Annotated in this window: 16 protein-coding genes and 3 pseudogenes; 9 read left to right on the top strand and 10 right to left on the bottom strand. The window is 49.3% G+C overall.

The genetic code is table 11. From position 1 onward, the window contains the following. Positions 1-236: 236 nt before the first annotated feature. The gene (locus QQ055_RS02105) at positions 237-2,150 is read left to right on the top strand and encodes a serine/threonine-protein kinase (protein ID WP_286004157.1); all 1,914 of its coding nucleotides are present in this window, start codon (positions 237-239) and stop codon (positions 2,148-2,150) included. Positions 2,151-2,210: 60 nt separating this feature from the next. On the opposite strand, the pseudogene QQ055_RS02100 reads toward QQ055_RS02105, so the two are convergent. After that, a pseudogene (locus QQ055_RS02100) lies at positions 2,211-3,428 on the bottom strand (RNA-guided endonuclease InsQ/TnpB family protein). A 112-nt stretch (positions 3,429-3,540) separates the two neighbouring features. Here QQ055_RS02100 and QQ055_RS02095 point away from each other — a divergent pair. Continuing rightward, positions 3,541-3,909 carry a Crp/Fnr family transcriptional regulator gene (locus QQ055_RS02095; protein ID WP_286004156.1) on the top strand — a complete coding sequence of 123 codons (369 nt, stop codon included), beginning with the start codon at positions 3,541-3,543 and terminating at the stop codon, positions 3,907-3,909. A 27-nt stretch (positions 3,910-3,936) separates the two neighbouring features. Here QQ055_RS02095 and QQ055_RS02090 read toward each other — a convergent pair whose 3' ends face one another. Next, on the bottom strand, positions 3,937-4,287 hold the full coding sequence (locus QQ055_RS02090; protein WP_286004155.1) for a YkgJ family cysteine cluster protein: 351 nt from the start codon (positions 4,285-4,287) through the stop codon (positions 3,937-3,939). Between the two features lie 190 nt (positions 4,288-4,477). On the opposite strand from QQ055_RS02090, the gene psb30 reads away from it, so the two are divergent. Beyond that, a complete protein-coding gene (gene psb30 / locus QQ055_RS02085; RefSeq protein WP_069969450.1) occupies positions 4,478-4,609 on the top strand; it encodes a photosystem II reaction center protein Ycf12/Psb30 in 132 nt (43 codons plus the stop codon). A 157-nt stretch (positions 4,610-4,766) separates the two neighbouring features. On the opposite strand, the gene recJ is transcribed toward psb30, so the two are convergent. The 3 genes from recJ to sbcD are packed head-to-tail and all read right to left on the bottom strand — an operon-like array spanning position 4,767 to position 8,264. Further along, positions 4,767-6,530 carry a single-stranded-DNA-specific exonuclease RecJ gene (gene recJ / locus QQ055_RS02080; RefSeq protein WP_286004154.1) on the bottom strand — a complete coding sequence of 588 codons (1,764 nt, stop codon included), beginning with the start codon at positions 6,528-6,530 and terminating at the stop codon, positions 4,767-4,769. Positions 6,531-6,547: 17 nt separating this feature from the next. Beyond that, positions 6,548-6,973 carry a hypothetical protein gene (locus QQ055_RS02075; RefSeq protein WP_283359695.1) on the bottom strand — a complete coding sequence of 142 codons (426 nt, stop codon included), beginning with the start codon at positions 6,971-6,973 and terminating at the stop codon, positions 6,548-6,550. 7 nt (positions 6,974-6,980) lie between these two features. Further along, on the bottom strand, positions 6,981-8,264 hold the full coding sequence (gene sbcD, locus QQ055_RS02070) for an exonuclease subunit SbcD (RefSeq protein ID WP_286004153.1): 1,284 nt from the start codon (positions 8,262-8,264) through the stop codon (positions 6,981-6,983). A gap of 37 nt (positions 8,265-8,301) precedes the next feature. Between sbcD and cobA the strand changes: the two genes are divergently transcribed. The 6 genes and pseudogenes from cobA to QQ055_RS10865 all read left to right on the top strand — a co-directional run bounded on the left by cobA (position 8,302) and on the right by QQ055_RS10865 (position 17,146). Beyond that, positions 8,302-9,855: a uroporphyrinogen-III C-methyltransferase gene (gene cobA / locus QQ055_RS02065; protein WP_283359693.1), complete on the top strand. Its 1,554-nt coding sequence runs from the start codon at positions 8,302-8,304 to the stop codon at positions 9,853-9,855. Positions 9,856-10,314: 459 nt separating this feature from the next. Continuing rightward, positions 10,315-10,800, top strand: coding sequence for a DUF4385 domain-containing protein (locus QQ055_RS02060; RefSeq protein ID WP_286004152.1), 486 nt, complete (start codon positions 10,315-10,317; stop codon positions 10,798-10,800). A gap of 411 nt (positions 10,801-11,211) precedes the next feature. Beyond that, a complete protein-coding gene (locus QQ055_RS02055; protein WP_286004151.1) occupies positions 11,212-13,014 on the top strand; it encodes a PAS domain S-box protein in 1,803 nt (600 codons plus the stop codon). A gap of 20 nt (positions 13,015-13,034) precedes the next feature. Further along, the gene (locus tag QQ055_RS02050; RefSeq protein ID WP_286004150.1) at positions 13,035-14,780 is read left to right on the top strand and encodes a putative bifunctional diguanylate cyclase/phosphodiesterase; all 1,746 of its coding nucleotides are present in this window, start codon (positions 13,035-13,037) and stop codon (positions 14,778-14,780) included. A gap of 93 nt (positions 14,781-14,873) precedes the next feature. Beyond that, a pseudogene (locus QQ055_RS02045) lies at positions 14,874-16,603 on the top strand (ABC transporter ATP-binding protein/permease). A 27-nt stretch (positions 16,604-16,630) separates the two neighbouring features. Beyond that, on the top strand, positions 16,631-17,146 hold the full coding sequence (locus tag QQ055_RS10865) for a nucleotidyltransferase family protein (protein WP_432805990.1): 516 nt from the start codon (positions 16,631-16,633) through the stop codon (positions 17,144-17,146). Between the two features lie 33 nt (positions 17,147-17,179). Here QQ055_RS10865 and QQ055_RS10770 read toward each other — a convergent pair. From QQ055_RS10770 to QQ055_RS02015, 5 genes and pseudogenes are all read right to left on the bottom strand, one after another. Then, positions 17,180-17,260, bottom strand: a pseudogene (locus QQ055_RS10770) (PIN domain-containing protein); the annotation flags it as partial. A 16-nt stretch (positions 17,261-17,276) separates the two neighbouring features. Next, positions 17,277-17,516, bottom strand: a complete 240-nt coding sequence (locus QQ055_RS02030) for a hypothetical protein (RefSeq protein WP_286004147.1) — start codon at positions 17,514-17,516, stop codon at positions 17,277-17,279. A gap of 220 nt (positions 17,517-17,736) precedes the next feature. Next, complete coding sequence (locus QQ055_RS02025) at positions 17,737-19,095, bottom strand: 8-oxoguanine deaminase (RefSeq protein ID WP_286004146.1); 1,359 nt, start codon at positions 19,093-19,095, stop codon at positions 17,737-17,739. Between the two features lie 110 nt (positions 19,096-19,205). Continuing rightward, complete coding sequence (locus QQ055_RS02020; RefSeq protein ID WP_286004158.1) at positions 19,206-19,871, bottom strand: SDR family oxidoreductase; 666 nt, start codon at positions 19,869-19,871, stop codon at positions 19,206-19,208. A gap of 24 nt (positions 19,872-19,895) precedes the next feature. Next, positions 19,896-25,736 (bottom strand): EAL domain-containing protein, encoded by a 5,841-nt coding sequence (locus tag QQ055_RS02015; RefSeq protein WP_286004145.1) that lies wholly within the window; start codon positions 25,734-25,736, stop codon positions 19,896-19,898. Positions 25,737-25,800: the final 64 nt, after the last annotated feature.

Below are 25,800 nucleotides of genomic sequence, written 5' to 3'. Positions count from 1 at the left end.
CCGAGTTCCGAGTTCCGAGTGGGAAAAGAGTGCTTGAGTAGAGAATTGCTGTTGCTTTAGCTTCTGCGTTAGCAGTTGTGCTGAGTGGGTTCAATAGTGCTGAGAGATATGTAGAACAATAGATTTACTCTCCTTCCCAATTCTCCTTCTTCCCTCTTCCCCAACTCCTAACTCCCACTCCCAATTCCCCTCTTCCCCAACTCCCAACTCCCAACTCCCAATTCCCCTCTTCCCCTATGCTCTGCTGCATCAATCCTGAGTGTCCAAATCCTGTTAATCCAGAGGTGAATGCGGTGTGTCAGGCTTGCGGGACGCCGATGGGGTTGTTGCGGGGGCATTATCGGGTGAAGCAACTGCTGTCGAATCAAGGGGGATTTGGACGGACTTATTTAGCTGAAGATATTGACAAATTAAATGAATTATGCGTTATTAAGCAGTTAGCGCCAAAGGTTCAGGGAACATGGGCGTTACAGAAAGCGAAAGAACTGTTTGAACTTGAAGCGCGGCAGTTACAGCAGCTTGGCGAACATCCGCAAATTCCCACGCTGTACGCCTACTTTGAAGAACAAAAACAGCTTTACCTCGTTCAGCAGTTTATCCCAGGTCAGACGTTAGATAAAGTCCAAACTCAGGCTTGGAGCGATCGCCAAATCTACGATCTCTTGGTCAGTTTACTCCCGGTTTTGCAATTTATCCACGATCGCCAAGTCATCCATCGCGACTTAAAACCCGCCAATATTATGCAACGGACTGCAATAGAGGCGCAGTATGTCTTAATTGACTTTGGGGCTTCTAAGCAGTTAGCGTTTACGACTGGGGGAACGCAGATCGGGACGTTGGGTTATGCACCCCTCGAACAAATGCAACAAGGAGAAGCTTATCCCGCCAGCGACTTGTATAGTTTAGGGGTGACTTGTTTTCGCCTGCTGACACAGGTCGATCCGCACCATCTGTTTTTAGATCAAGGCTACGAATGGGTGAAAACCTGGAAAAATCACCTCCGCCAGCCGATCGGTTCTGAGATCGTGCAGGTTTTAGACCGCCTGTTGCAAAAGGATCGCGATCGCCGTTATGCTTCCGCTGAGGCGGTGTTAAAAGATTTGTCGTCTCCTCCCCTTACGCCGGTAGTCTCCACGCTTGGCGTTACCCAGAGGCTTCCGAGTGCTAAACCTCGCCGCTTTCCCATCTGGATCGCAAGCACTATTTTGGTACTGAGTATTGTGGGGGGCTATTCTATCAGTCGGCGGTCAATTCCTACCCTTAGCGAAGGCAATCTGAGTTTAGCAACAACGATCGATCGGTATTTAACAGGAACCATTATTGCTTTAGCGATCGCGCCGGATGGACAAACCCTAGTCAGTGCTACCCAAGATAAAACTATCAAAATCTGGGATTGGCAAGCCCAAGCTTTAAAAGCAAATTTGGTGGATGATGTTTTAGCGATCGCGCTGACTCCCGATGGACAAACGCTTGCTAGCGGGAATACTTACCGGACGGTTAAGCTCTGGGATCTCAGGACAGGTCAACCCAAACGTACCCTAACCGGACATCAAGGAAATGTGTTTGCGGTGGCGTTTAGTCCCGATGGACAAACGCTAGCCAGCGGTAGCAGCGACCAAACCATTAAAATCTGGGATATCGCAACGGGTCAACTCAAAAATACCTTATCTGGACATACCGGATGGGTTCGCACGCTTGCCATTACTCCCGACGGACAAACCCTAGTCAGCGGTAGCGAAGACAGCACCATTAAACTCTGGGATATAGCAACCGGCCAGCTTAAAAATACCCTAACGGGACATCAAGGGGCAATTCGGGCATTGGCGATCGCACCCGATGGCGAAACCCTGCTGAGTGGGAGTAGCGATAACACGATCCGGATCTGGCATTTACCGACAGAACAACTCCAAGATATTTTAACGGCTCATGCCAATTACGTTCTCGCCCTCGCCCTCACGACAGACGGGCAAACCCTAGTCAGTGGCAGCAGCGATGGTACTATCAAACTGTGGGACCTTCCCACTCGTCAAATGAGAGATACGCTCGCCGAGCATAGAGGATCGGTTTGGGCTTTAGCCATCAGTCCCGATCGAAAAACGCTGGTTAGCGGGGGTGAGGATCGAACGATCCGAATTTGGCGCGGTCGCTAGATTACAGACAGACGCTAGTTGACATCCTCACCGACCTAAAGGTGCGGTGATTCCCAAACCTCACGATTTAGGTTTCTGCTTCTTAGCACCTGCCTTCCAAGATTTACTCTCTTCTGGTCTTACGGTCGCTCCACAGACTGACACTGTATGTCCTACAGCCACGGCAGTTGTTCTACTTGGGGAGACCCCAAGACCGCACTGCCTCAAGATATTACCAGCCGCATTTACATCTCGGTCGTGGTGAGTCCCGCACTTTGGACAATCCCACTCCCGGACACTCAACGGCAATCGTTCAACAACGTGACCGCAATTTCCGCAGCATTTAGAACTGGGGAACCATCAGTCAACTTTTACCAAGTCTCGACCATACCACTTGACTTTGTATTCCAGTTGACGAACCATCTCACCCCATCCCGCATCACTGATGGCACGGGCAAGCTTGTGATTCTTGACCAGGTTTTTCACCACCAACGACTCAATGGCAATCGTTTGATTTTCACGAATCAACCGAGTCGTCAGTTTGTGCAAATGGTCTTTTCTGGAATTAGCAATTCCAGCTTGAATCCGGGCAACTTTCAGCCGCGCTTTCTCTCGATTTCGAGAACCCTTCTGTTTGCGGCTCAACGCTTTTTGCGCCTGACGCAGTTGCTGGTAACGCTGATTAAAATGCTTGGGATTAGCAACCTTTTCACCTGTACTCAGCGTGACCAGACTGGTGATTCCAGCATCCAACCCAACTGCTTGATTGACAGGCTTCAACGTCAACTCTCTAGGGTCAACAAATCTCAAGCTGATGTACCACTGTTGGGCCGGATTCAATCTCACTGTAACCGTAGACGGTTCAACGCCTTTCGGCAACTGTCTAGACCATCGAATGTTCAAGGGTTCCAAGCACTTCGCCAAAAACACTTTACCGTTTTTCCACTTAAAAGCTGACTTGGTAAACTCTGCACTGCCCCCATTGCGCTTCTTTTTAAAGTTGGGATATTTTGCCCGACCTGAGAAAAAGTTGGTATAGGCGGTTTGCAGATGTCTCAAGCCTTGCTGCAATGGCACACAGCTCACCTCGTTCAAAAACTGGAGGTCATCTTGCTTTTTCCACCCCGTCAACATCGAAGAGGTTTGGGCGTATCCGATTCTCTCCTGCCTTTCGTACCATGCGGCTGTTCGTTCGGCTAAGGCACGATTGTAGACCAGCCTGACACATCCTAGAGTCTGCCGAAGTAGCGACTCTTGATTCTGTGTGGGGTAGAATCGATAGCTGTAAGCCTTTTCCATGCCTCGCATTCTACCACTTCCAATGTAAAGCCGTCCTAGAAGGACGGGGTTTCAGACCCAAATTTTCGATGAACCCCTAAAATGTAAATCGTCGGGGAATCAGCAAGGTCCTATGTTAAATCCTGCAAAAACTGTCGAAATTTATCAACGCTCTGAGCCGAAAACCTTCGCCGCCGGGGAAACCATTTTTGAGGTAGGTCGGCCAAAAGACTATATGTACGGCGTGCTAGAAGGAGAGGTAGAGTTATGGGTGAATGGGACTCCGATAGAAACGATCCAAGCAGGGGATGTGTTTGGAGAAGGGGCCTTAGTTCATCCTTCCGGTTCTAGAGCTTCAACGGCGATCGCTAAAACCGATTGTAAGTTAGCTTATTTGGATGAAGAACGGTTTCTGTTTGCCATTCAAGAAACTCCCGTGTTTGCGTTGCAAGTGATGCGGAGTTTTTCCGATCGGCTGCGACGCTTAAAAGGGGCCGTCTGAGAACGACAAGTCAGGGCGATCGCTTTTTTAGATGCCCACTTCCTGGTTAAATCGGATCATCTCTAAAGAGCGATCGCCATAAACGCCCTCAATTTGCTCGCGACAACAGTCGATGGCAAAATCATTTAATTCTTCGGGTTCAATGCCATAGAGATCGCCAAATACATCCTGTTGAACCCGACAAAAACGCGGTCTGTCCGCATAAATACTGCATTGGCGGGTATCGTGGTCAAAATGGATGCACCAGCCATCTTCACCCACCAAGCTGAGATAAACGCTCAGTTCCTCTGGATTTAAATAATCTTCTAGATCCGGTCGATCCGTCGGATCGAGATGACAGCAAGCTCCACATTTTTTTACACAGTGCCAATTGGCCATAGTTCTTCTCGAATGCCCCAATTCATTGTAGAGTTTTCCTAGGGCAATGGGATGGCGATCGCTTCTGTAACGGTTTGTAACTTAACTTTTGTTGAGTTTTATAAAAAACCTTAAAAATCAGACGCCCTTGCCCTCTAAAATAAAAAGTTGGATTTTTCCTTAAATCCTTGGGGATCATTTGGGAGGAAATATGGATTTTATTACGAACATCGTAGGCAGCGTTAACTGGGAAGTTATTGCTCAACTCACCATGCTAGCCTTGATCGTGATTGCTGGGCCTGTTGTGATTTTTCTGCTAGCAGCACGCGGCGGCGATCTTTAAGACAGGTTAAGCTTGCCATTTTAACATTGGGAGGAAGAGCCGTTCCGGGTTTGCGAATCGTTGGGTTTGCGATCGCGGGCGGCTTCTCTGCATTTAAGGGCGATCGCGCCGTTGCGAGACGATTTTGCCCAAATCCTTCAAAATCCGCAACACTCGATTAACTCATGACTTCAGGCAGACGAGCGCCCACTAACTCTAACTCCACATTCGTATTCCCATTCCAGGTATTCTCGCGCAGTCGGTAGGCGATATCTAAACGCGTTGGCAGGGGATAATATTGACCCCAGCGCCATGCGATCGCATTCAGTATTTTCAACTGTTCGCGCCGATCTTGGGCAAAAGTCACCTTCAGATGATTTTTACCCACCACCTTTTGCTCTAGGATACGCACATCCGGCGTCCAGAACGTGGGAGAATCGTTTTCAATCCCGCAGGGCTGAAGCTTCTCAATCTGCTGGTACAATTGGGCATCAATCGCCGCAAAATCGGCTAACGCATCCACTTTAACCAGCGGTTTCAGGTGTTGGGGTTGCAAGCATTGATGGGCGAACTGACTGAGACGGGTTTGCAAGGCTTCTAAGTTCTCCGCCGGGAGGGAAAAACCACCCGCCGCCTGATGTCCGCCAAATTTACCCAATAAATCGCTACAAAATTGTAACGCCTCGAATACATTAAACTCCGGGATGCTCCGAGCAGAACCGCGAATATGGGTGTCATCCTCGTAGGTACCAATAAACACCGGAACCCCGTAACGTTCCACCAAGCGAGACGCAACAATCCCAATGACTCCATGATGCCATCCCGGTTGCACTACTACTAACACCCGTTCGGCCTGCAAATCGAGTAAACTTTCTTCAACCCAGGCGATCGCGTGTTGTTCGATTTCCTCGCACAGTTGCTGGCGATGTTTATTAATTTGTTCGCACTGCATCGCCCGTTCTAACGCCACTCCGGGGTTATCCGTCGTTAGCAATTCTATGACAATTTGCGGATCGGCCAGTCTCCCCACCGCATTGATCCGAGGCCCCAAGCGGAAGCCAATATCGTCCGGTTTCAGCGCTTTTTGGGTATCGCTTACCCCCGACACCTGAATTAATGCCTGTATTCCTGCTAGTTGAGATTGGGGTAATTTAGCTAAACCGCGTTTTAACCAGCGTCGGTTCACCCCTTTCAACGGTGCAAGATCGGCAATCGTTCCCAGGGTAAACAGTTCCAAGCACGATCGCAAGATTAACCCATCCTTGCGGAGTTGTTGGGCTAGCGTCACCGCCAGTACATAAGCCATCCCCACCCCGGCTAACCCCCAGTAGGGAGAAGATTGAGGAAGAAGTTTGGGGTTTAAAATGGCATTGGCGGGCGGTAGGTTCGGTGGTAAATCGTGGTGATCGGTAACAATGACCTTTAAGCCCAATTCCCTCGCCCTTGCAATTGGTTCGTAAGCCGCAATCCCATTATCCACCGTCAGGATCAGCTTCACCCCTTCAGCGTGGAACTCTTCGACGATCCGCACGTTAATTCCATAGCCCTCATGCATTCGGCTAGGGATAGCATAATTAATGTTTGCCCCTAATGCCCCTAATGCCCGCCAAAGTAGGGCGGTACTCGTCATTCCGTCGGCGTCATAGTCGCCACAAATGGCAATTTTTTCGCCGGATGCGATCGCGCTCTCTAATAACTCTATACTGAACGCTAGATCTAGAAATTCCTCCAACGGATGCGGCAAATCTAGCAATTCCGGGTTGAGATAATCTCGCGCCTTAGCTAAACTATCTGCCCCGCGATTAATGGCAACTTGGGCAATCAAAGGCGAAAGTTGATGAGTGTTAGCAATAGATTGGGCGAGGGTTGGGTTAGCCGAATACATTTGCCAGCGTTGGTTGGGAAGACGCGGTTCAGTATAGCGGCGAGCATCAGCATACATGGGCAATGGCAGATAATTTAGAACACGCGGACTCGACCATCATTTTCAATGTAAAGCGTGCGATCGCCTGGAGGAGGCCCCCCCGGACGCAATTCCACTCGCAGGGTATTATCATCCAACTTCAGGATATCCGCCTTTAAAGACAGAGCGGTTTCATCCCAGAAGACGATAGATAAATTTGGCGTTGTCCCACTCCATCCTCTCACCTCTAGGAGTTGTCCGGGTCGCAAAGGCACGGTACCCGTTTCCTGGGGGCGTTGGATTAATACTAAACTGGCAGTCCGGTTAATCACCTGAAAATTAATAACCTGTCCGGGGATAAACTGAATTGGACGCGGCCCGCAATTGGAGGCGCAGGTTTGAGCCATACTGCTAACAGGCGCGATCGGAATTCCCAGAATACACAACAGGCTGCCGAATGTCACCCACCCAAGTTTGTTCATTTCTCACCTAAAGTAAGCGAAGTTGAGTTGCTTCATCCTCTAAACTATCCTCTAGATCCGCCTCCGTCGATTGCCAAGATTCCCCCATTAACAGACCTTCCGCCGCGTCTAGGAGTTCGGTGCGAATATCGGTTAAATCTTCGCGATTTTCTAAATAGGTTTTGAGGGCTTCTAGCGGATCGATTCCTTGTCCAACTCCCAATTCCGGTAAGCGGGGACGGGCGAGTTGGCTGACTAACTCAGCTTGAATGGTATAGCTATGGGCAAGGTTTAAAGATTGATGCAAGGCTGCGGTATCGATCAGATCGAGTTGATCGGATCGCAGTTGATATATCACGCGCACAACGGCTTCGGTTAAGTCTTTTTTGGCTAAGGCTGCGAGTAGGGTAGCTTGCGGATCGTCTGATTGGGATAGATCCACTTGTAGCGTATAAAAGTTGCGAACGGGTAAGGGGCAAAATTCAAACTGGGTTTGCCCTTTTGCTAGATGCACTAAGATATAGCCTTTGGCTTCCTTCTCTTCGCTAAAATCGACCCGTTCGATACTACCGGGATAGACGACTGGCGGGTTCTCGCACAATACCTGATGCTTGTGAACGTGGCCCAAGGCGACATAATCAAAGCAGGGACGCGCCAATAAAGACAAGGGGAGGGTAAAGCCTTTCCCCACTGCCAGAAACCGTTCTGCCCCATAGCGGGCGTTATCTGCCATCAGATGGGCGAGGAGGATGGTGGGGACTTGCGGATCGAGGCGGCGAACTTCGCTTTCGAGAACGACCTTTAAGCGGTCAATTAACAGGTGATTGACTTCGGCGAGGGAAAGGTTCTCGGTTTCGGGACGCGACAATAGGGCGGATCGGGTTAACCAGGGGAGGGTCATCACCTGAACGGGGCCGTTATGGGTTTGGAAGCGGTGGGTTTCAATGCGATCGCCCACAACAAATCCCGGTACCCCTAAAGTCCGATAGATACATAATGAGGCCCCGCCTTGTCCTTGGGCGTGTTGATCGTGATTTCCAACGAGTAAAACGGTGGGAATTTCGGCATCGACGAGGCGGCGAAACTGGCTGGCGAAGGCTTCTTGAACGTAGGGCGGTGGCGTGGCGTCAGGGAAAGCATCGCCCCCAAATAACACCAGATCCACGGGTTCTTCAATAGCGCGATCGATACAGCGCGATAGGGTTTGAATAAAGTCTTCTAAGCGCGTATTTAACCCGGTTTCGGGATTAATGCGACCGTGGGAAAACCCACTGCCCATGTGAATATCGGAGAGGTGAAGAATCTTCAACATGGCAAAATAGCTAAAAAACCAGGAAAAAAGGCGGACAATGACGCAACAGTGGGGAAAGGTTTATCTCGTCGGGGCAGGGTTGGGTAAGGTTGATTATCTCACCCTGCGAGCTTCTCAATTATTAGCGCAGGCGGAGGTTTTAGTCTACGATGCGCTAGTGGATTCCCAATTGTTGCAGCTTGTCCCTCCCTCTTGTCTGAAGTTTGATGTGGGGAAACGCGGGGGAAAACCCAGTACGCCGCAAGCGGAAATTAATCGGCTGTTGGTGGAATATGGCCAACTGGGGAAACAGGTGGTGCGCTTAAAAAGTGGCGATCCGCTGATTTTTGGTCGGACTCATGCCGAGATTTCTTCCCTGGTGGCGGCGGGATGTCCCTATGAGATTGTACCGGGAATTTCTTCAGCCCTGGCAGCCCCGTTACTGGCGGGAATTCCCCTAACCGATCCGGTGTATAGCCGCTGCTTTGCGGTGGTGACGGGACACGATCTAGAGGCGTTAGATTGGCCGACGCTGGCGCGGTTGGATACGCTGGCGATCTTAATGGCGGGTTCTCAGCTATCGGGGGTGGTGAGTTCGCTGATGCAGGCAGGGCGATCGCCTTCAACGCCCATTGCCATTATCCGCTGGGCTGGAACGCCCAAACAACAAATCTGGACGGCCGAGTTAGATAATATTGTGGAGCAAACGCGGCAGTTCTCGGAAGATTCGCTTTCGCCTGCGGTGATGGTGATTGGGGATGTGGTACGGCGTCGAGGAGAATGGGGAATGAGTCAGCAAAATTTAGGGATTGAAACGCACAACCCCACGTTACCGCTAGCTGGTAAAACGATACTGATTACGCGGGCGTCGGGACAACAGGGGGAGTTTGCCCAATTGCTGCAAACTCAAGGTGCAACAACGTTAGAAATGCCGACGTTAGAAATAGGGCCGCCTTCGAGTTGGGAAGCGCTAGATTTGGCGATCGCTCAAATCGATCGGTTTGATTGGTTAATCTTAACTTCTAGTAATGGTGTGGATGCTTTCTTTGAACGTCTTGCCAAGCATCACCTCGATTTTCAGGCAATATTGGGGTTAAAAATTGCGGTGGTGGGTCAAAAAACAGCCGCTAGCCTAAGTCAGCGAGGCATCCAAGCCGATTTTATCCCGCCTGATTTTGTTGCTGATTCCCTAGTCGCCCATTTTCCAGAGTCGTTAAGCGGCTTGCAGGTGTTGTTTCCCCGCGTTGAAACGGGGGGACGAGAGGTGTTAGTCCAAGAATTTACGCAGCAAGGGGCGATGGTGACAGAAGTCCCCGCCTATGAGTCGCGCTGTCCGGATCGGATCTCCGGGGAAGTTCTAGGGGCGTTGCAAGACCAAGCCATTGATATCATTACGTTTGCTAGTTCCAAAACGGTGAGAAATTTTTGCCAGTTAATCCAAAATCAGGATAATATCTCCCTAGAAAAGGTCTGTTTTGCCTCCATTGGGCCGCAAACCTCCAAAACCTGCCATCAATTACTAGGGCGGGTGGAGATTGAAGCCCAAGAATATACGCTTTTGGGATTAACTCAAGCATTGGTAGCTTGGATTAAGGTGGGTAAACGCGAATGAATCCCGCGCCCTAAAAACTCTACCGTGCATACATCAGTCTTCTAGTATTGTTCTCCAAGGTTTTGATCCCCCCCTTACCAAAGGGGGGAACCGGAGTTAAAGTCCCCCTTTTTAAGGGCGCAGCGGCGCGTCAGCGCGGGGATTTAGGGGGATCTCTGCTAGATTTGGGATTCTTACACTAGATGTGTATGCACGGTAGCCTTACAAAGGGGGGAACCCGAACTAAAGTCCTTCAATATAGCGGGAACTAGAGGTATAGCTGTACTCAGTAAGGTTAAGACAGATTGAACCGTTTAGACTCACTCGGTTTTAACACCGCTGCGCGGAAGCAAGCTACAGCACTCAGCACTTTGCTATAGCTGAATTGCGCTTCAATTCCTTCAATAGACCGATGCTGTTATCAATCGACTTTGGTCACGCTTGAAAAGCAGGATCAAAACGAGAAACTTTAAGTTTGATATGAAGGAATTTGATTACTCTTTAGATTACAAAGCAATTGACTTTCGACAACACCCAGAACTTTATTGTATTGGTCGGGGCGAGCAGGGCGTTTTGCTGGTTGAACCTTATAAAAGTGAAATTTTGCCCTACTGGAAATTTAAAACCCCAGAGATTGCCCGTCACTCTGCTGACCAGATTTATAGCTTATTTCTGACCTATAAGGCAGAAGGCGACTTTGTGGGTATGGATATGGCGCGAAAATTTTTGCAAATGGGTTATACTCGCTCTCGCCGCTATGCCAATCACAAATCAGGGCGAAAATATCAACCCGGTTCTAAGACTGTGTTGCCGATTGAAGAAGACCCCATCAAAGCGGAATCTGCCAAAATTTTCTATCAAAAGTGGCAATTCGCTAAGGCTGACCCAGATTATATCAAATTAGCCGCTCGCCACCGCCAGCAATACGAGCAAAGTCCGGAAAAGCACGCTTCTCACCGATCGTAACCTCATAGGGCGTTTTTTGATTGGATGAGAAACGGCACGATCCCCCTTAGTAAGGGGGACTTTGAAGAAAGTGTACTTCACGAACCTGAAAAATGCTGTATTACTGACTCCGACTACCCAATCCGATAGAACGGTTTTGGTTTACAGGGGAGGCTTAACGGGAACCTGGGAAAGGGGGGTCAGCTATTAACGCGAGGTTAATGTAACAATAAATACTCATTAATCTGAATTTTGAGGGGGGTATCGCTGCTGAGAACTAGCAAGTTCAAAGAGATTTGAACAATTTAACCAACTGGAGAATCTTCGCTTACCTTTAGAAGAAGTGGACTAGCAAGCCAATTGGGAGCAATGCAGCTCAGAATACAATGGATTGTTGAAATTTTCTGCTTCTCGTCAAGGGCAATTTGACCTATGAACAGCGATCGCCTGTTGTCACAGCGACTCATCGGAAATGTCATTTTGGTCTATGCCCTGGCTAGTAGCTTTTGGATTGCTGCGACCGATCGCTTGCTAGAGTGGACAGTACAAGATATGCAGGTCTTGCTCCAGTTCCAAACGATTAAAGGCTGGGTCTTTGTTTTCGTGAGCTGCCTTTTATTTTATTACCTGCTCAACTACAGTTTCCGAAAGCTGAAGTCTCAATCGGATCTCCTCGAAACCTTGCTGGAAGGCACCAGCGACTTAATTTTTATTAAAGATTCTCAAGGGCGTTATCTTCTCGTCAACTCTGCTCTGGCAAAGCGCCTCAACCTCAGTCCTGAAGAAATAATCGGCAAACGCGATACTGATTTATTTTCCCCAGAAGTAGTTCAAGCCTTAAGAGAAAATGATTTACAAGTCATTGATACGGGTCAAGCAATTTGCTATGAAGAAGAAATTTATATTGCAGGGAAGCGATACTTTGACCTCGCTACCAAATCAGCCTATCGCAACCTGAAAGGGCAAGTTATCGGAGTCATTGGCATTGTCCACGATATTACCGAACGCCAGCAAATTAAGCAAACCCTAATTGAACGAGAGCGATTTTTATCAACTTTAGTGAATAACTTTCCGGGCATGGTTTATCGCTGCCAGTCGGAGAGCAACTTAACCTTAGAATTTGCCAGTATTGGCTGTTACGAACTTACGGGTTATTCCCCAGAAGATTTTGCACTCCTAGGAGCGATCGCCTTACTCGATATTATCCATCCCGACGATCGCGTTTTCCGCCAAGCTGCGGTTGCAGCCGCCATCCAAACGCGATCGCCCTTTACCCTCACCTATCGGATCGTCACCGCCCAAGGTGAAGAAAAGTGGGTCTGGGATCGCGGCGTTGGCGTCTATAACTCGGATGAACTTGCGGGTATCGAAGGCTTTATGACCGATATTAGCGATCGCCATCACTTGCTAGAAGCCCTCACTCGCGAAAAAGAAGACCTCGCCGCCCTCAGCCACGTCACCGCCAACACGATTGGCATCCTGGATCTTGAAGAACTCCTAAGAACCTTACTCGAACGCACCCTTGAAGTGATGAAGGCCGATCGTGCTGTCATTTTACTCAAAGAAGGAGACGAATTATCGATCCGAGACAGCGTAGGTTTTACCGAAGAAATGCCTAAAAGCTTCCGCTTGCCCATCGGACAAGGCTTTTCGGGAACCATTGCGGCGACAGGACAACCCCTATATCTGGCAGATGCTCAAGCCTCATCTTTAGTGCAAAGTCCCTTCATTAAACGCAGCGGGATTCGGACGATGCTTGGCGTTCCCCTGCAACAACACGATTCGCGAAGCGATCCCTGCGGGAATCGCTTAGTGGGCGTCTTGCATGTGGACTGGTTCAGCCTCCATCCCCAGAGCGATCGCGAATTGCACCTGTTGCAAGTCACCGCCGAACGCTGCACCACCGCCATCCTCAACGCCCAACTTTACGAACAAACCAAACACCTGCAAGAACTGTTCCAACTGCAATTTAACTGTATGCCAGCAATGTGCGTTCTCCGCAACGAGCAAATGCAAGTGATTGATTGGAACCCCACCGCCGCCCAAGTCTTTGGTTACTCTAAAGAAGAAGTGATGGGGCGTACCTCAGACTTTTATATCTTTCCCGATGCGCGCGATCGCGTCAACAACCTCTTGCAGCGCGTCATCGAACAAGGCGAAACCCTCCACAGCATTAATCAAAACCTGACCAAAAGCGGTCAAACCATCATTGCGAGTGGATCAACACCCCTCTGAAAACCCCCGATGGTCGAGTTATGGGTATGGTTTCGATGGGACAAGATATTACCCAGCGCGTGCAAACCGAAGCCCTACTGCGCGAGAGTGAAGAACGACTGCGAACCGTCTTGCAGAATATGCCCGTGATGATGAGTGCCTTTGACAATCAAGGTACGCTCATTGTCTGGAACCGAGAATGCGAGCGAGTCACCGGATACTTAGCTTCAGAGATTGTGGGCAACCCCAACGCCTTAGAATTGCTCTATCCCAATCCAGAGTATCGCGCCGAAATTGTAGCGCAATGGCAAAACAGCAACCATCATTACCGCGATTGGGAATGCCAAATTACCTGTAAAGATGGCAACCTGAAGATTGTCGCTTGGTCAAGTATTGCTAGCGATTTTCCCATCCCCAATTGGGCGTTTTGGGATATTGGCGTTGATGTCACCCATCGCAAGCAGATAGAAGATCAACTGCGTTACTCAGCTTACTACGATGCACTGACGGGTTTACCCAACCGCACCTTTTTCCTCGAACAACTCCAACACGCCATTAACAAGCAACAGACTGAAGAGCGGGAGTTGTTTGCAGTGCTATTTTTAGATTTAGACCGCTTTGAGATGGTGAAGTATACCTTTGGTCATGCGATCGCCAATCAACTGTTACGCCTCGCCACCGAACGCTTAAGAGAGTGTCTATCGCCAACCGATATCTTAAGCCGCGTGGGAACCGATCAGTTTGCTATCCTGTTGAACCCCGTTGAAAATACGGCTGAAGTTACCCACAGAACAGAATGCATTCATCAAGCCATTTCTTTACCCTTCCATCTCAATAATCAAGATATTTTTTCGTCGGTGAGTATTGGCATTGCTTTAAGTTCTACAGGTTATACGCATCCAGAAGACTATTTACAAGCAGCAGATTCTGCGATGCACCAAGCCAAAACCTCTTACTCCACTCGTCATGTCCTCTTCGATCCTAAGATTCACGAAATATTACTCGCCCGCTTGCAGATGGAAACTGAATTGCGGCGTGCTATCGAACAGGATGCCTTTGAAGTGTATTATCAGCCCATCGTTTGCTTGCAAGCGGGTATTATTAGCGGTTTTGAAGCCTTAGTCCGCTGGAACCATCCGACGTGGGGAAGGGTGTCTCCTGTTGAGTTTATCCCGGTTGCAGAGGAGGCTCGGTTAATCAGTTTAATCGATCGTTGGGTGTTGCAAGCCGCCTGTCACCAACTCCGAAAATGGCAGCAGGACTTTCCGCACCTCGATTATTTAACTATGAGCGTGAATATTTCCGGCCAGCAACTGATGCAACTGGGACTTTTAGAACGACTCGACGGGGTTTTGCAAGAAACGGGAATTTCGGGAAATCAACTGAAATTAGAGATTACAGAAAGCGTAATTATGGAGAATACGGCTTCAGAAACCGTTTTACTCAATCAGTTGCGGACGTTAGGCATTCAGCTATCGATTGATGATTTTGGGACGGGATACTCTTCGTTAGGACGCCTGCATCAGTTACCCATTGATACGCTAAAAATTGACCGCTCGTTTGTCAATCGTATGGAAACCGATAGTGAGGGTTATGAGATTGTTCGAGCTATTTTAACGCTTGCTCATAGCTTGGAAATGGATGCGATCGCAGAAGGGATAGAAACCTCTCAACAGCTAGTCCAATTGCGCGAACTCGGCTGTAATTACGGTCAGGGCTATTTCTTCTCTCCTCCCATGAATAGCACGGAAGCGGCCGCTTTACTTGCAGCTAATCGCCGATGGTAATCTCCTGCTGTAGGATGCTCCTAATTGGGGAAAATTGCACCATAATGCCTTGAGGCTAGCCGTGTTGATTGCGTTGCGAGGATTGTTCTGCCGATGGATCGATTGAATTTTAGCGGATTCCAGCAGTTTTGGACAATTGCCAAATCCTACTGGTTGGGGGATGAGAAATGGCAAGCTAGGGGGTTGCTACTGGGGGTTGTCCTCTGTTTGCTTGCCTATACGGGGTTGAGTGTTGTCCTCAATAATAAGCGCGGCGTGTTGATTTCATCGCTTTCGGCGCAGGATGAACCGCGTTTTTGGCAAACCGTGATTATTTTTATCAGCGTGCTAGTGGTGTATGCGCCCCTGTTGGCGGGGTATACTTATTTGCGCGATCGCCTCAGCTTGCAATGGCGGAAATGGCTAACGCATCGGTTTGTCGATAACTATTTTGCCAACCGCGCTTACTATAATCTGCAAATCTCCGGGACTGAGATTGATAACCCAGATCAACGCATAGCCGAGGATGTTCGCAGTTTTACCCAAGAATCTCTCACCTTTTTGCTGGTTTCGGTAGAGTCTGTCCTCTCAGTGATTGCATTTAGCAGCGTTCTGTGGGGAATTTCTCGGCCGCTTGTGTTCTTTTTGGTGCTGTATGCGCTAGTCGGAACGCTGGTAACAGCCGTTATCTTTGGGAAACCCTTAGTACGGTTGAATTTTGAACAACTCAAACGCGAGGCGAACCTGCGGTTTAGCTTAGTGCGAATTCGGGAAAACGCAGAGGCGATCGCATTCTATCGCGGCGAAGACCGGGAATCTAACCAAGTCAAGCATCGGTTTGGGGATGTGTTTGAAAACGTCAAGCGCCTGCTGGTGTGGGAGTTGAACTTAAATATTCTCACCAACGCCTACGAGTTTATCCCGTTTATTTTGCCTGCTTTAGTGGTTGCGCCTGCCATTTTCGCCGGAGAGATGGAAGTCGGGAAGGTATCAGAAGCGCAAGGTGCATTTGTGAGAGTGTTTTTCTCGTTGAATGTTGTGGTGGCGCGGTTCCAGCAGTTAACCACCTTTGGCGCGGGAATTAACCGTCTCTATACCTTTGCAGCGTTTTTAGAACAATCTTCTACCGACGACGCGCAGCCAAAAATTCAAACCGTGGTAGCAGAACGCCTCGCAGTGGAACAGCTTAACCTGCAAACTCCCAACCATCAGCGCACCTTAATTGCAGATTTATCAGTCGAGTTACCCCCAGGAGAAAGTCTACTGGTAATGGGGCCTAGCGGTTGCGGGAAGAGTTCCCTGTTGAGAGCGATCGCGGGTTTATGGGATTCTGGTACAGGAACCATCCACCGCCCTGCATCCGAACAAGTCCTATTTTTACCCCAACGTCCCTACATGGTACTGGGAACCCTGCGCGATCAGTTACTCTATCCCAACACGCACTTAGAGGTAGATGACGAACGCCTAAACCAAGTCTTGGAACAGGTGAATTTAGCCGGGTTAGCCGAACGCTTTGACGGTTTTGACGCCGAGGAAGATTGGGCGGATGTCCTCTCTTTGGGCGAACAGCAGCGGTTAACCTTCGCCCGGTTGTTGTTGAACCAACCCCCCTACGCCATCCTCGATGAAGCCACCAGCGCCTTAGATACAAGCAATGAGGAACGCTTGTATCAACATTGCAAGCAATGGGAACCACTTTCTTAAGCGTAGGACATCGGGCAACGTTAGCCAATTATCACCACTCTTTGTTAGAACTCTCCCAAGATCAAACCTGGAAAATCAAACAACCCCTAACGCTGAAAGAGAAGGAACCCGATTTATTTGAGCTTCCCTCAACCCCATAAATCTTTTCATTTAATTCAGGACGAGCCATGCAAGACATTCAACCTGTGAAAACGCAAATTCCCGTTGATTACGAAAAAATCATTGAGTTTTGTCAGCGTTGGCAGATCGCAGAGTTGGCTTTATTTGGCTCTGTCCTCAGAGAGGATTTTCAACCCGATAGTAGTGATATTGATGTGCTGGTTGTTTTTGCTGATGAGGTGAAAAATACAATTGAAGATTTATTAGATATGGAAGATGAATTAAAAACAATATTTGGTCGAGATGTGGATTTAGTTGAGCGCCGAGTCATCGAGCAAAGTCGCAATTATCTACGCCGTCAAGCAATTTTAAACTCAGCAAAAGCGATCTATGCAACTCAAGAACTGGCGATCGCTCGCCTAAGTCGGGTTGAAGTTTTGCCACTAGAAGTTGCTCTCAAACAGCCTGTACAAGAAAATCCGTGGACAGCGTTTATTGGAATGTTTGAGGGGGATGCTGAGTTTGCCCAGATGGCAGCACAGTGGCAGGCGGAACGCAATCAGGATGCAGATGATGCGATATGAATCTAAAAATGCGATCGCTCACGCCTCAATTTCCTAGTCCTCAATCTGCAACCCCTCAACCCGCTCAAACTCTCGTGTATTATGTGTCACCAGCGTCAGATTATTGGTCAAGGCGGTAGATCAAGCATTCCTAGTCGAAGGCTCCAGTAAGGTCATCATCAAGAGCTTCTGAAATTCCTTCATCGTCAAGAATAATCGGATCGTCCGCACAGATACCATAGAGAGATTCTAAGGGTTCAATGGTCGTTAACGAGGGAACAGACTGATAAATCACCATAACTTCCACATCCTGCTCTCTTAGCCCGACGGGAATCTCAAGATGGAGAATCCCATCTTGTCCAATATGTTGCCGTACCTTAATGCTCTCCATCGTTGTTGGCTCCATGCCGATCCGATCGAACCTAATACACCGAAACATAGGGATAATCCCTTACCTTCATCTACTATTACACCAAATGCAACTGCTATCGTCTGAAGCAACTACTGCCTTAACAGTGACAGTCTTGGCGATCGCCTCCACGCAATTGAGTAAAATGTCTGTCAGGATTCTAACGCTTCAATGTCTTGAACTCAGACCCTCTCCCTCAAAATTAGTCCAGTAATTGACGAGCCAGTTGATTGTGTTTTTCTACCAAGGTTTCTAACTCAATTGTTGTCAAACGTCCCTTATCAACGACCTTGCGACCGTTAATAAAGCTATAATCAACCCGATTCACCTGACAGAAAATTAGAGCAGCAACTGGATCGTGTTGCGCCCCGGCAAATTCAGGGCGATCTAAATTAATTGCAATCAAATCTGCCGACATTCCCGGCGCTAAATAACCAATATCATCTCGCCCCAACACCTGCGCCCCGCCTCGCGTTCCCAACTCCAACGCCTCCCGCGCCGTCATCGCTTCTGCATCGAGTTCTCGCACCCGCGCCATCAAAAATGCAGTGCGTGCCTCATTCAACAGATTAGAGGTATCGTTGGAAGCCGAACCATCCACCCCCAAACCGACGGGCACCCGATGCTTGAGCATCTTGCGGATGGGAGCCATACCGCTAGCTAAACGCATATTACTACAAGGGCAATGCGCCACCCCCGTACCCGTTTTACCAAAATTTTGAATCGCGCGATCGTCCAACTGCACGCAATGGGCGTGCCAGACATCATTTCCCACCCAACCCACAGACTCTGCATAATCTCCCGGCGTCATGCCAAACGTGGCAAGGCTATACTCAATATCCGATTTGTTCTCCGCCAGATGGGTATGCAACCGAATACCGGGATGCGATCGCGCTAAGGCAGCAGATTCCCGCATCAAATCCTGGGAAACTGAAAAGGGGGAACAGGGCGCTAAGGTAATTCGTAACATCGCGTGGCGGCTGTTGTCATGATATTGTTCAATTAAGCGCTGGCTATCTTTTAAGATATCGGCTTCCTTTTCCACTACTGCATCGGGTGGCAAACCGCCCTGGCTTTCCCCAACGCTCATGCTACCGCGACTGGCATGAAACCGCAGCCCAATTGCCTGAATCGCCTGAATTTCATCATCCAGGGTGCTACCGTTGGGATAGATATATAGATGATCGCTCGCCGTGGTGCAACCCGACAGCATTAACTCCGCCGCTGCCATTTGAGCGCTAATGAACACGGCTTCTGGAGTCAGGTTTGCCCAAATTGGATAGAGCGTTTGCAACCAATTGAACAGATCGCAGTTTTGCGCCGCCGGAATTACTCGCGTTAGGGTTTGGTAGAAGTGGTGGTGGGTATTCACCAAACCGGGCAGCACGACATAGCGGTTCTGTAAATCTAGCACTTCATCGGCAGTTTCCGGTAAGGTGGCTGTTGGGCCAACTTGTTCGATAGTGCGATCGCGTACAAATATCGCACCATCCTGGATTTCCCGTCGGGCACCATCCATCGTCACCAAAGTATGAATATGCTTAATCAGGAGAGTCGCCATTGGATTTTCAACCTCAAGAGATGCTTTGGATGTACAGCAACTCGCTCCCTTCCTGATGTAGTAAAAATCACCGTTCAATGGCAAGCTTTCTCAGAATTTCCGCCCCATCCCTACCAAGGCAAAACTTCCCCGTTGGCGTGCCAAAACGTGCCTGTATTTTTCAGGGTTAACTCATCAATGCGCTGCAATAACCCCTTCACCGATTCCTCTGGCGTGATGCCACCTGCTGTAAAATCGGTCATGCGCGTTTGCACCAAACCCGGATGCAGGATCGCCACCGCAATACCGCGCGATTTGAGATCGAGGGAAAGCGATTTTCCTGCCATTGACAGCGCCACCTTTGACATTCGGTAGCCGTAGGAACTGCCCGACGTATTATCCTCAATCGAACCCATGCGACTCGTCATTAGCACAATCTTAGAGCCATTGTTCAACAGAGGTAAGAGGGCATGAGTCACCCGTAAAGGTCCTAGCGCATTCACCTCAAACTGCTCTCGAATGCGATCAAAATCTAAATCTGCCAGTGTCACCCGCTCAAGGATACCCGCATTATTAATCAACACATCAATCGGTGTATCGCCCAAACGTGCCTTTAACTCTGCAACCGAAGCATCCGAAGTAATATCAATTCCTGCTTCGACTTGCACCCCCAGTTGCTGCAAATCTTCCGAAGCCGTGCGACAAACGGCAATCACTCGCTCTCCCCGCGCTTGCAGTTGGCGACAATATTCGTAACCAATGCCTCGATTTGTTCCTGTAATCAGATAGGTTGCCATAGCCATTTTTCGGTAAAATCCCTTCTAATCTAGCGCCCTCTCTAACCACTCCCGTGCCTTCTGGCTATCCACGGGGCGCGAAAACCAGTAACCTTGACCAAACTCGCATCCTAATTCCCGGAGTCTGTGCAAATCTGCATCGGTTTCTATGCCTTCGGCTACCACATCCATTTCTAAGCTATGCGCCAAGGTAATAATCATCCGCACCGTTTCGCTCTGATGGGTTCTTAAATGTTGGACAAAAGAGCGGTCTACCTTTAGGGTGTCAATGGGAAATTCGTGCAAGCGACTTAGAGAAGAATAGCCAATTCCAAAATCATCAATACATAAGCGTATCCCCAAATCCTTAAGCTGCTTCAGGCGTTGAGCCTCGGAGGTAAAGGTTTCTAAAATGCAACTTTCAGTAATTTCTAACTTTAGGCCATGCCTGGGAATTCCTGTGGCTTGCAAAATGGTTTCTAACTGGTCTAGCAATTCGACTTGTTTAAGCTGAATCACCGAAAGATTGACATTCATCACCAAAGAAGAAAGCTGAGGAAACTCGCGCAACCACTGGCTGAGTTGTTGACAGGCTTCTTGCAGCACCCACGCACCGAGGGGAATAATTAATCGGGTTTCTTCTGCGACGGGAATAAACTCAATGGGCGAAATCATGCCCCGCTGCGGATGATTCCAACGCACGAGGGCTTCAAACCCCCGCAAACGTCCGGTTGATAGGGAAATAATCGGTTGATAGTGCAGGCAAAACTCTTGAGCATCAAGGGCGCGGCGCAAGTCTCCTTCTAGCTGAAGCCTAGCCGTTACCTGGGTTTGCATGACTGGGTTGAAGACGGCGTAGCAGTTTCTCCCCTGAGATTTGGCGGAATACATGGCTGTATCGGCATCCCTCAAAACATGGGAGGCTTGTTGATAGGGGATGGCACTCCAAGCAATGCCAATGCTGACGGCGGTGAAGATTTCGTAACCTTCCACCTGAAAGGGTAAGGTGAATTGAGCGTGGATGCGCCTAGCTACCTCAATGGCTTCTTCGACTTGTTGCAATTCTTCGAGCAGAATGGCAAATTCGTCTCCTCCAAAGCGGGCGAGGGTATCGGAGGCGCGCACGCATTCTTGCAGCCGTTGAGCCACGCATTTGAGCAATTCATCCCCTAGGGAATGCCCTAAACCATCATTGATCATTTTGAAGCGATCGAGGTCGATAAAGAAGACAGCGTAGAAGCTATTGGGATGGCGTTGATTTAACTGAATGGTATGTTCGAGAAGCTGGATGAATAGGGCGCGGTTGGGCAAGTTTGTCAGCGCATCGTGAAAGGCGTCGTGCTGAAGTTTCTCGGTAGCTTGCATTAGTTTGGTTTGGGTTTGTTGCAAGGCTTCGAGAGATTGCTGCAAAGATTGATTGGATGCTTGCAGGTTATTGTATAGCGTGGCGTTTTCAAAGGAAATGGCGGCTTGAGCGCACAGCACGTTTAAAACGCGGATGCGATTGCTTGTAAAGGCTCCCGTTGTGAGATTATTTTCGAGATAGAGGACGCCAATGGGTTGTTTGGTCTTAATCAGCGGCAAGCATAAGACGGAGGTGGGTTGGTGTTGAATAATGTAAGGATCGGCTGCAAATTGCGTTTCGGCTTTGAGGTCGTCGATTGCCAAGCTCTCTGCTGTACGGAAAACGTAGCGTACAATTGAGATGGGTAAGTTTGTACTCTCTTCTAGGGGTACAGATTCTAGCTGGCAGGTTTGACCGCTCGCGCAATGGGCAACCCGGACTAAGCGATCGCCCTTGAGTAAGATTAAACAGCCGCAGTCTGCACCGGCATTCTCTAGCACCACCTGCATTAGGGTGACGATCAGTTGCTCCGGTAGCAGTTCTCCGGATATGGCTTGGGAAGCTTTAATGACTGCGGCTAAGTCTAGGGATTCGCTGGAACCGCTGGAACTGCTGGTAATGTGCGCTCTAGAGATGCTGTTTTGCGGGGTGCGTTCTGGCGCGAGAATGGGTTGAAGCAATTGAGGATAGCGCTGTTCTAATTCGGCGATTTTCGCTTTGGCACCCCAACGGGCATAGCCATAATAGGCTTCTTGGAGATAACCGGCAGCAACTTTTTGTTTTCCCCACTGGAGGTAAAACTGGGCGGCGAGTTGGTAGGCGAGGGCGGCTTCTTGGAAATAGCGATCGCTCCGAGCGTTTTCAAGGGCAAGATCGTACAATTCAATGGCGTCTTTGTATTCTCCCAACACTCGATACCGTTCTGCTTCTACCAATTGCCACTTGTGCAAATGATTCATGGGGGCGCAGGTTGCCCAATGCTGTAATTGGGTTTGGTTGGCTGTCACCTGCTGCCATTGCAATGCCTCGCTGTTGGGATCGCTTAAGCTTGCTAGGATAGCCAGGGAATCGTAAAAATAAAACGCAGGCTCAACAACAGTACCCACGCAGGCGCTTAAATGCTGTCGAGTTGTCGCCGCATTCTGTTGCGCTTGGGCAATTTCTCCCAACCAGAAATGCAAGATAAAACGGTGCAGGTAGAAGATACACAGCCGAAACCCATCGTTAGACGCTTGCACCTCTGCGAGTAAGGTTTCCTCGTAACTGGGTTGGCGCAAGTCAATTTCTGCTTCAGATTCGCCCAGCAGTAGCCGCGCGGTTTCCCAGTAAATGTGGTAGTGTTTGCCTTGAGTGTCTCGGTTGAGTTCTTCTAACTGCTGATGATAGGCCCGAATTTGCGGTTCGAGTTCGTTGAGGGGTAAACCCGACCAAAAGGCGTTTAAGGAAAAAACTTGCACCACATAAACAATAAACTGCAAGTCCCCTGTTTCCAAGGCCGCTTGATAGGCTTCGTGAAAAATCGGTAAGGTTTCCCGCAGGTGGGCGGTGCAGTGATAGATATAGCCTGCAAAGACATTAAAGGTGGCAGCGCGGATATTTTTGGCTTCCGGTTCCCGCGCCAGTTGATAGGCGAGTTGTCCAAATTGTTGGGCGAGGGTTAATTCTTGCCAAAGGACGTGCAATTGAAAGGCGTAGCTGACATAGCCGACGGGAGAAAATAGGCTATTGCCAAATTGAATGGAAAGTTTCACCTCCAACATGACGACAAACGGATATAGGGGCGATCCGCTCATGTAGCAGGCAGGCATAATACTATCGGCAATCTGCATAATGGCGATCGCGTGCGGGTCGCTCATTTTGGGCAAATCGACTAAGCTGGCAATGGAGCGATCGCCAATCGCAGAGCTAATCTCCTGACGGGCTTGTTGAATGTCTTCTGGGGTGGGAGTTTGGGGAAAATCGACGCCAAGCTGTTGCAACACCTGCGTGCCGATCGCGATCGCCTCCACAAATTGATTGCGGGCATTAAGCGATTGAAGTTGTACCTGATACACTTGCATCCGATCGAGGGGCGTTTGTGCCTGCTCGATAACCGTTGCAATCCATCGATCCATTTGGGTAAAATCGCCGCACAGCCAAGCCACTTCTGCGGCTAAGTTATGCAACTCTAGGGCGATCGCATAATCGGTTTGCCAACAGGTTTCGCCCAATAAAATTAACCCCGATGCGGCATAGTCGCGGGCGGCTTGATAGGCAGTGGCGGATCTAGCTTTGCGGGCTGCACTGAGGTTGAGTTGAGCGAGTTCGTAGCGCTTGGCTGGCTCTGCAATTAGGTCAATTCCGGCATTTAACTGATTGACTAACTCAAAAATGCGCTCTTCTCTAGCTGCCGGGGAGAGGCGTTCTAGCAGGAGTTGTCCGATCTGGTAATGGGCGATCGCGCGATCGCTTTGGGGAATCAGCGAATAAGCCGCTTGCTGAACGCGATCGTGCAAAAAGCGATACGTCACCGCCTGCATCGCCGCTTGAGTCAACCCCTCTGTGGCTCCCAAATAGAACTTATAAACCTGGGTTTGGGGTAAAATTAATCCCTCCTGCAAGGCTTCCCAGAGGGCTGCGGCTGCTGTTGCTTCGGATTCCTCCGAAATCATCGTCAGCGTGGCTAAATCGAACGGGTCGCCCACACAGGCCGCTAATTTCAATAGGGTTTGGGTGGCAATCGGCAATTTCTGTAACTGTTGTGCCATCAACTCCACCACATCTTCAGTCAAGGCAGCCTCGCGCACGGGGGTAATGTCGCATTGCCAATAACCCACTTGGCGATCGAAGGTAATAAAACCCTCTTGATACAAGGTTTTAAGAAATTGAGTGGTAAAAAAAGGGTTGCCTTGGGTTTTCTGATACACCAACTCCGTTAGGGGTTGGGCGGCGGCGGGCGAACAGGTGAGGGTATCGGCTACCAGTTGATTGATACTGGCGCGATCGAGGGGAGCCAGCGAAATGGTACTGTAGCTAGGGATGTCCGCCAGCATCCGCATTAACGGGTGAGTGGGCGAGACTTCGTTATCTCGGTAGGCTCCCAAAATTAATAAATAGCCTTGCTGAGATTCCGCCATCAGAAACCCAATCAGCTTTAACGAGGCGGAGTCTGCCCACTGCAAATCATCTAAAAAGAGGACGAGGGGATGGTTGGCGGTGGTGAAAACTTGGATAAATTTCCGAAATAAGAGATTAAATCGATTTTGCGCCGCACTTCCCGCGAGTTCCAAAACGGGGGGCTGTTTGCCAATAATCCGTTCGAGATCGGGAATGGCTTCAATCATCACCTGAGCGTTTTCTCCCAGGGCTTGCAAAATCTTGGTTCGCCATTGCGCCAGTTGGGTATCGGGTTCGCCTAGAAGTTGTCCCATGAGTTCGCGAAAGGCTTGGACAAAAGCCCAAAAGGGAATATTACGATTGAATTGGTTGAATTTCCCTTTGATGAAGTAACCGCGCTGGCGGACAATAGGTTTATGGACTTCGTTGATAACGGCAGTTTTGCCAATTCCCGAAAATCCTTTGACCAGGAGTAGTTCCGATTGACCTTGGGCGGTGCGTTCAAAGGCGTCTAGGAGGGTTTGGACTTCGGCGGTGCGACCATAGAGTTTTTCGGGGATGAGAAAGCGATCGCTCACATCTTGTCTAGCAATCTCAAACTCTTCGATGCGTCCCGTTTCCCGCAGTTGCAAGCGACAGGTTTCTAAATCGCGAATTAGCCCTAACGCGCTCTGATAGCGGTCTTCAGCATTCTTCGCCATCAGTTTACTGACGATGGCGGACAAAACGGTAGGGACTTCGGGGTTAACTTGATGGGCGAGGGGTGCAGCTTTGGCGAGGTGAGCGTGAACTAATTCGATCGGATCGTCTAATTCAAAGGGTAATTGTCCGGTGAGCAGTTCGTAAAAGGTTGCCCCTAGCGAGTAAAAGTCCGTGCGATAGTCAATTCCTCGATTCATCCGTCCGGTTTGCTCTGGGGAGATATAGGCGAGGGTTCCTTCTAAGATGTTGAGGTTCTGAATGGTTTGGGTTTCGCGCGGAAGCAGGGAGGCGAGGCTAAAATCAATCAGCTTGACTTGCTGGGTTTGGGGGTTAATCAGGATATTGGTGGGTTTAATATCTTTGTGAATTACCCGATGCTGATAGAGTTGTTCCAGCACTTGCGCCAGTTGAATGGCAATATTGAGAAAGTCGGCGATGGAACGGGCGCTTTGAGCGTCAATCCATTGTTTGAGAGAAATTCCGCCAAAGTCCTCCATCACTAGGGCATAGCCGTTCCGGTAGGGTTCTAGGCGATAGAGTTGAATAATATTGGGAAGGTTCAGCGATGACGCGATCGCATATTGGTTGCGAAACTGCACTAACTCGCTGAAACTGGGATATTCATCCTGTAACAGTTTGATGATAACGGGTTGAGCGTCTGATGCTCCCTGGCAACGATAAACCAATGTTTTAGTGCTGGCATAGAGTTGTTCCAGGATTTGATATCCGATCGGTTCCACCATAGAGGTACTCTGCTCGCACATTAACGATTCATGAGATTATTATTGCCTTTCTCAAGAGGCTTGT

Source organism: Geitlerinema calcuttense NRMC-F 0142 (assembly GCF_030285425.1).
The sequence above is the reverse complement of the archived record's forward strand: the minus strand, read 5'-3'. Positions and strand labels throughout refer to the sequence as shown.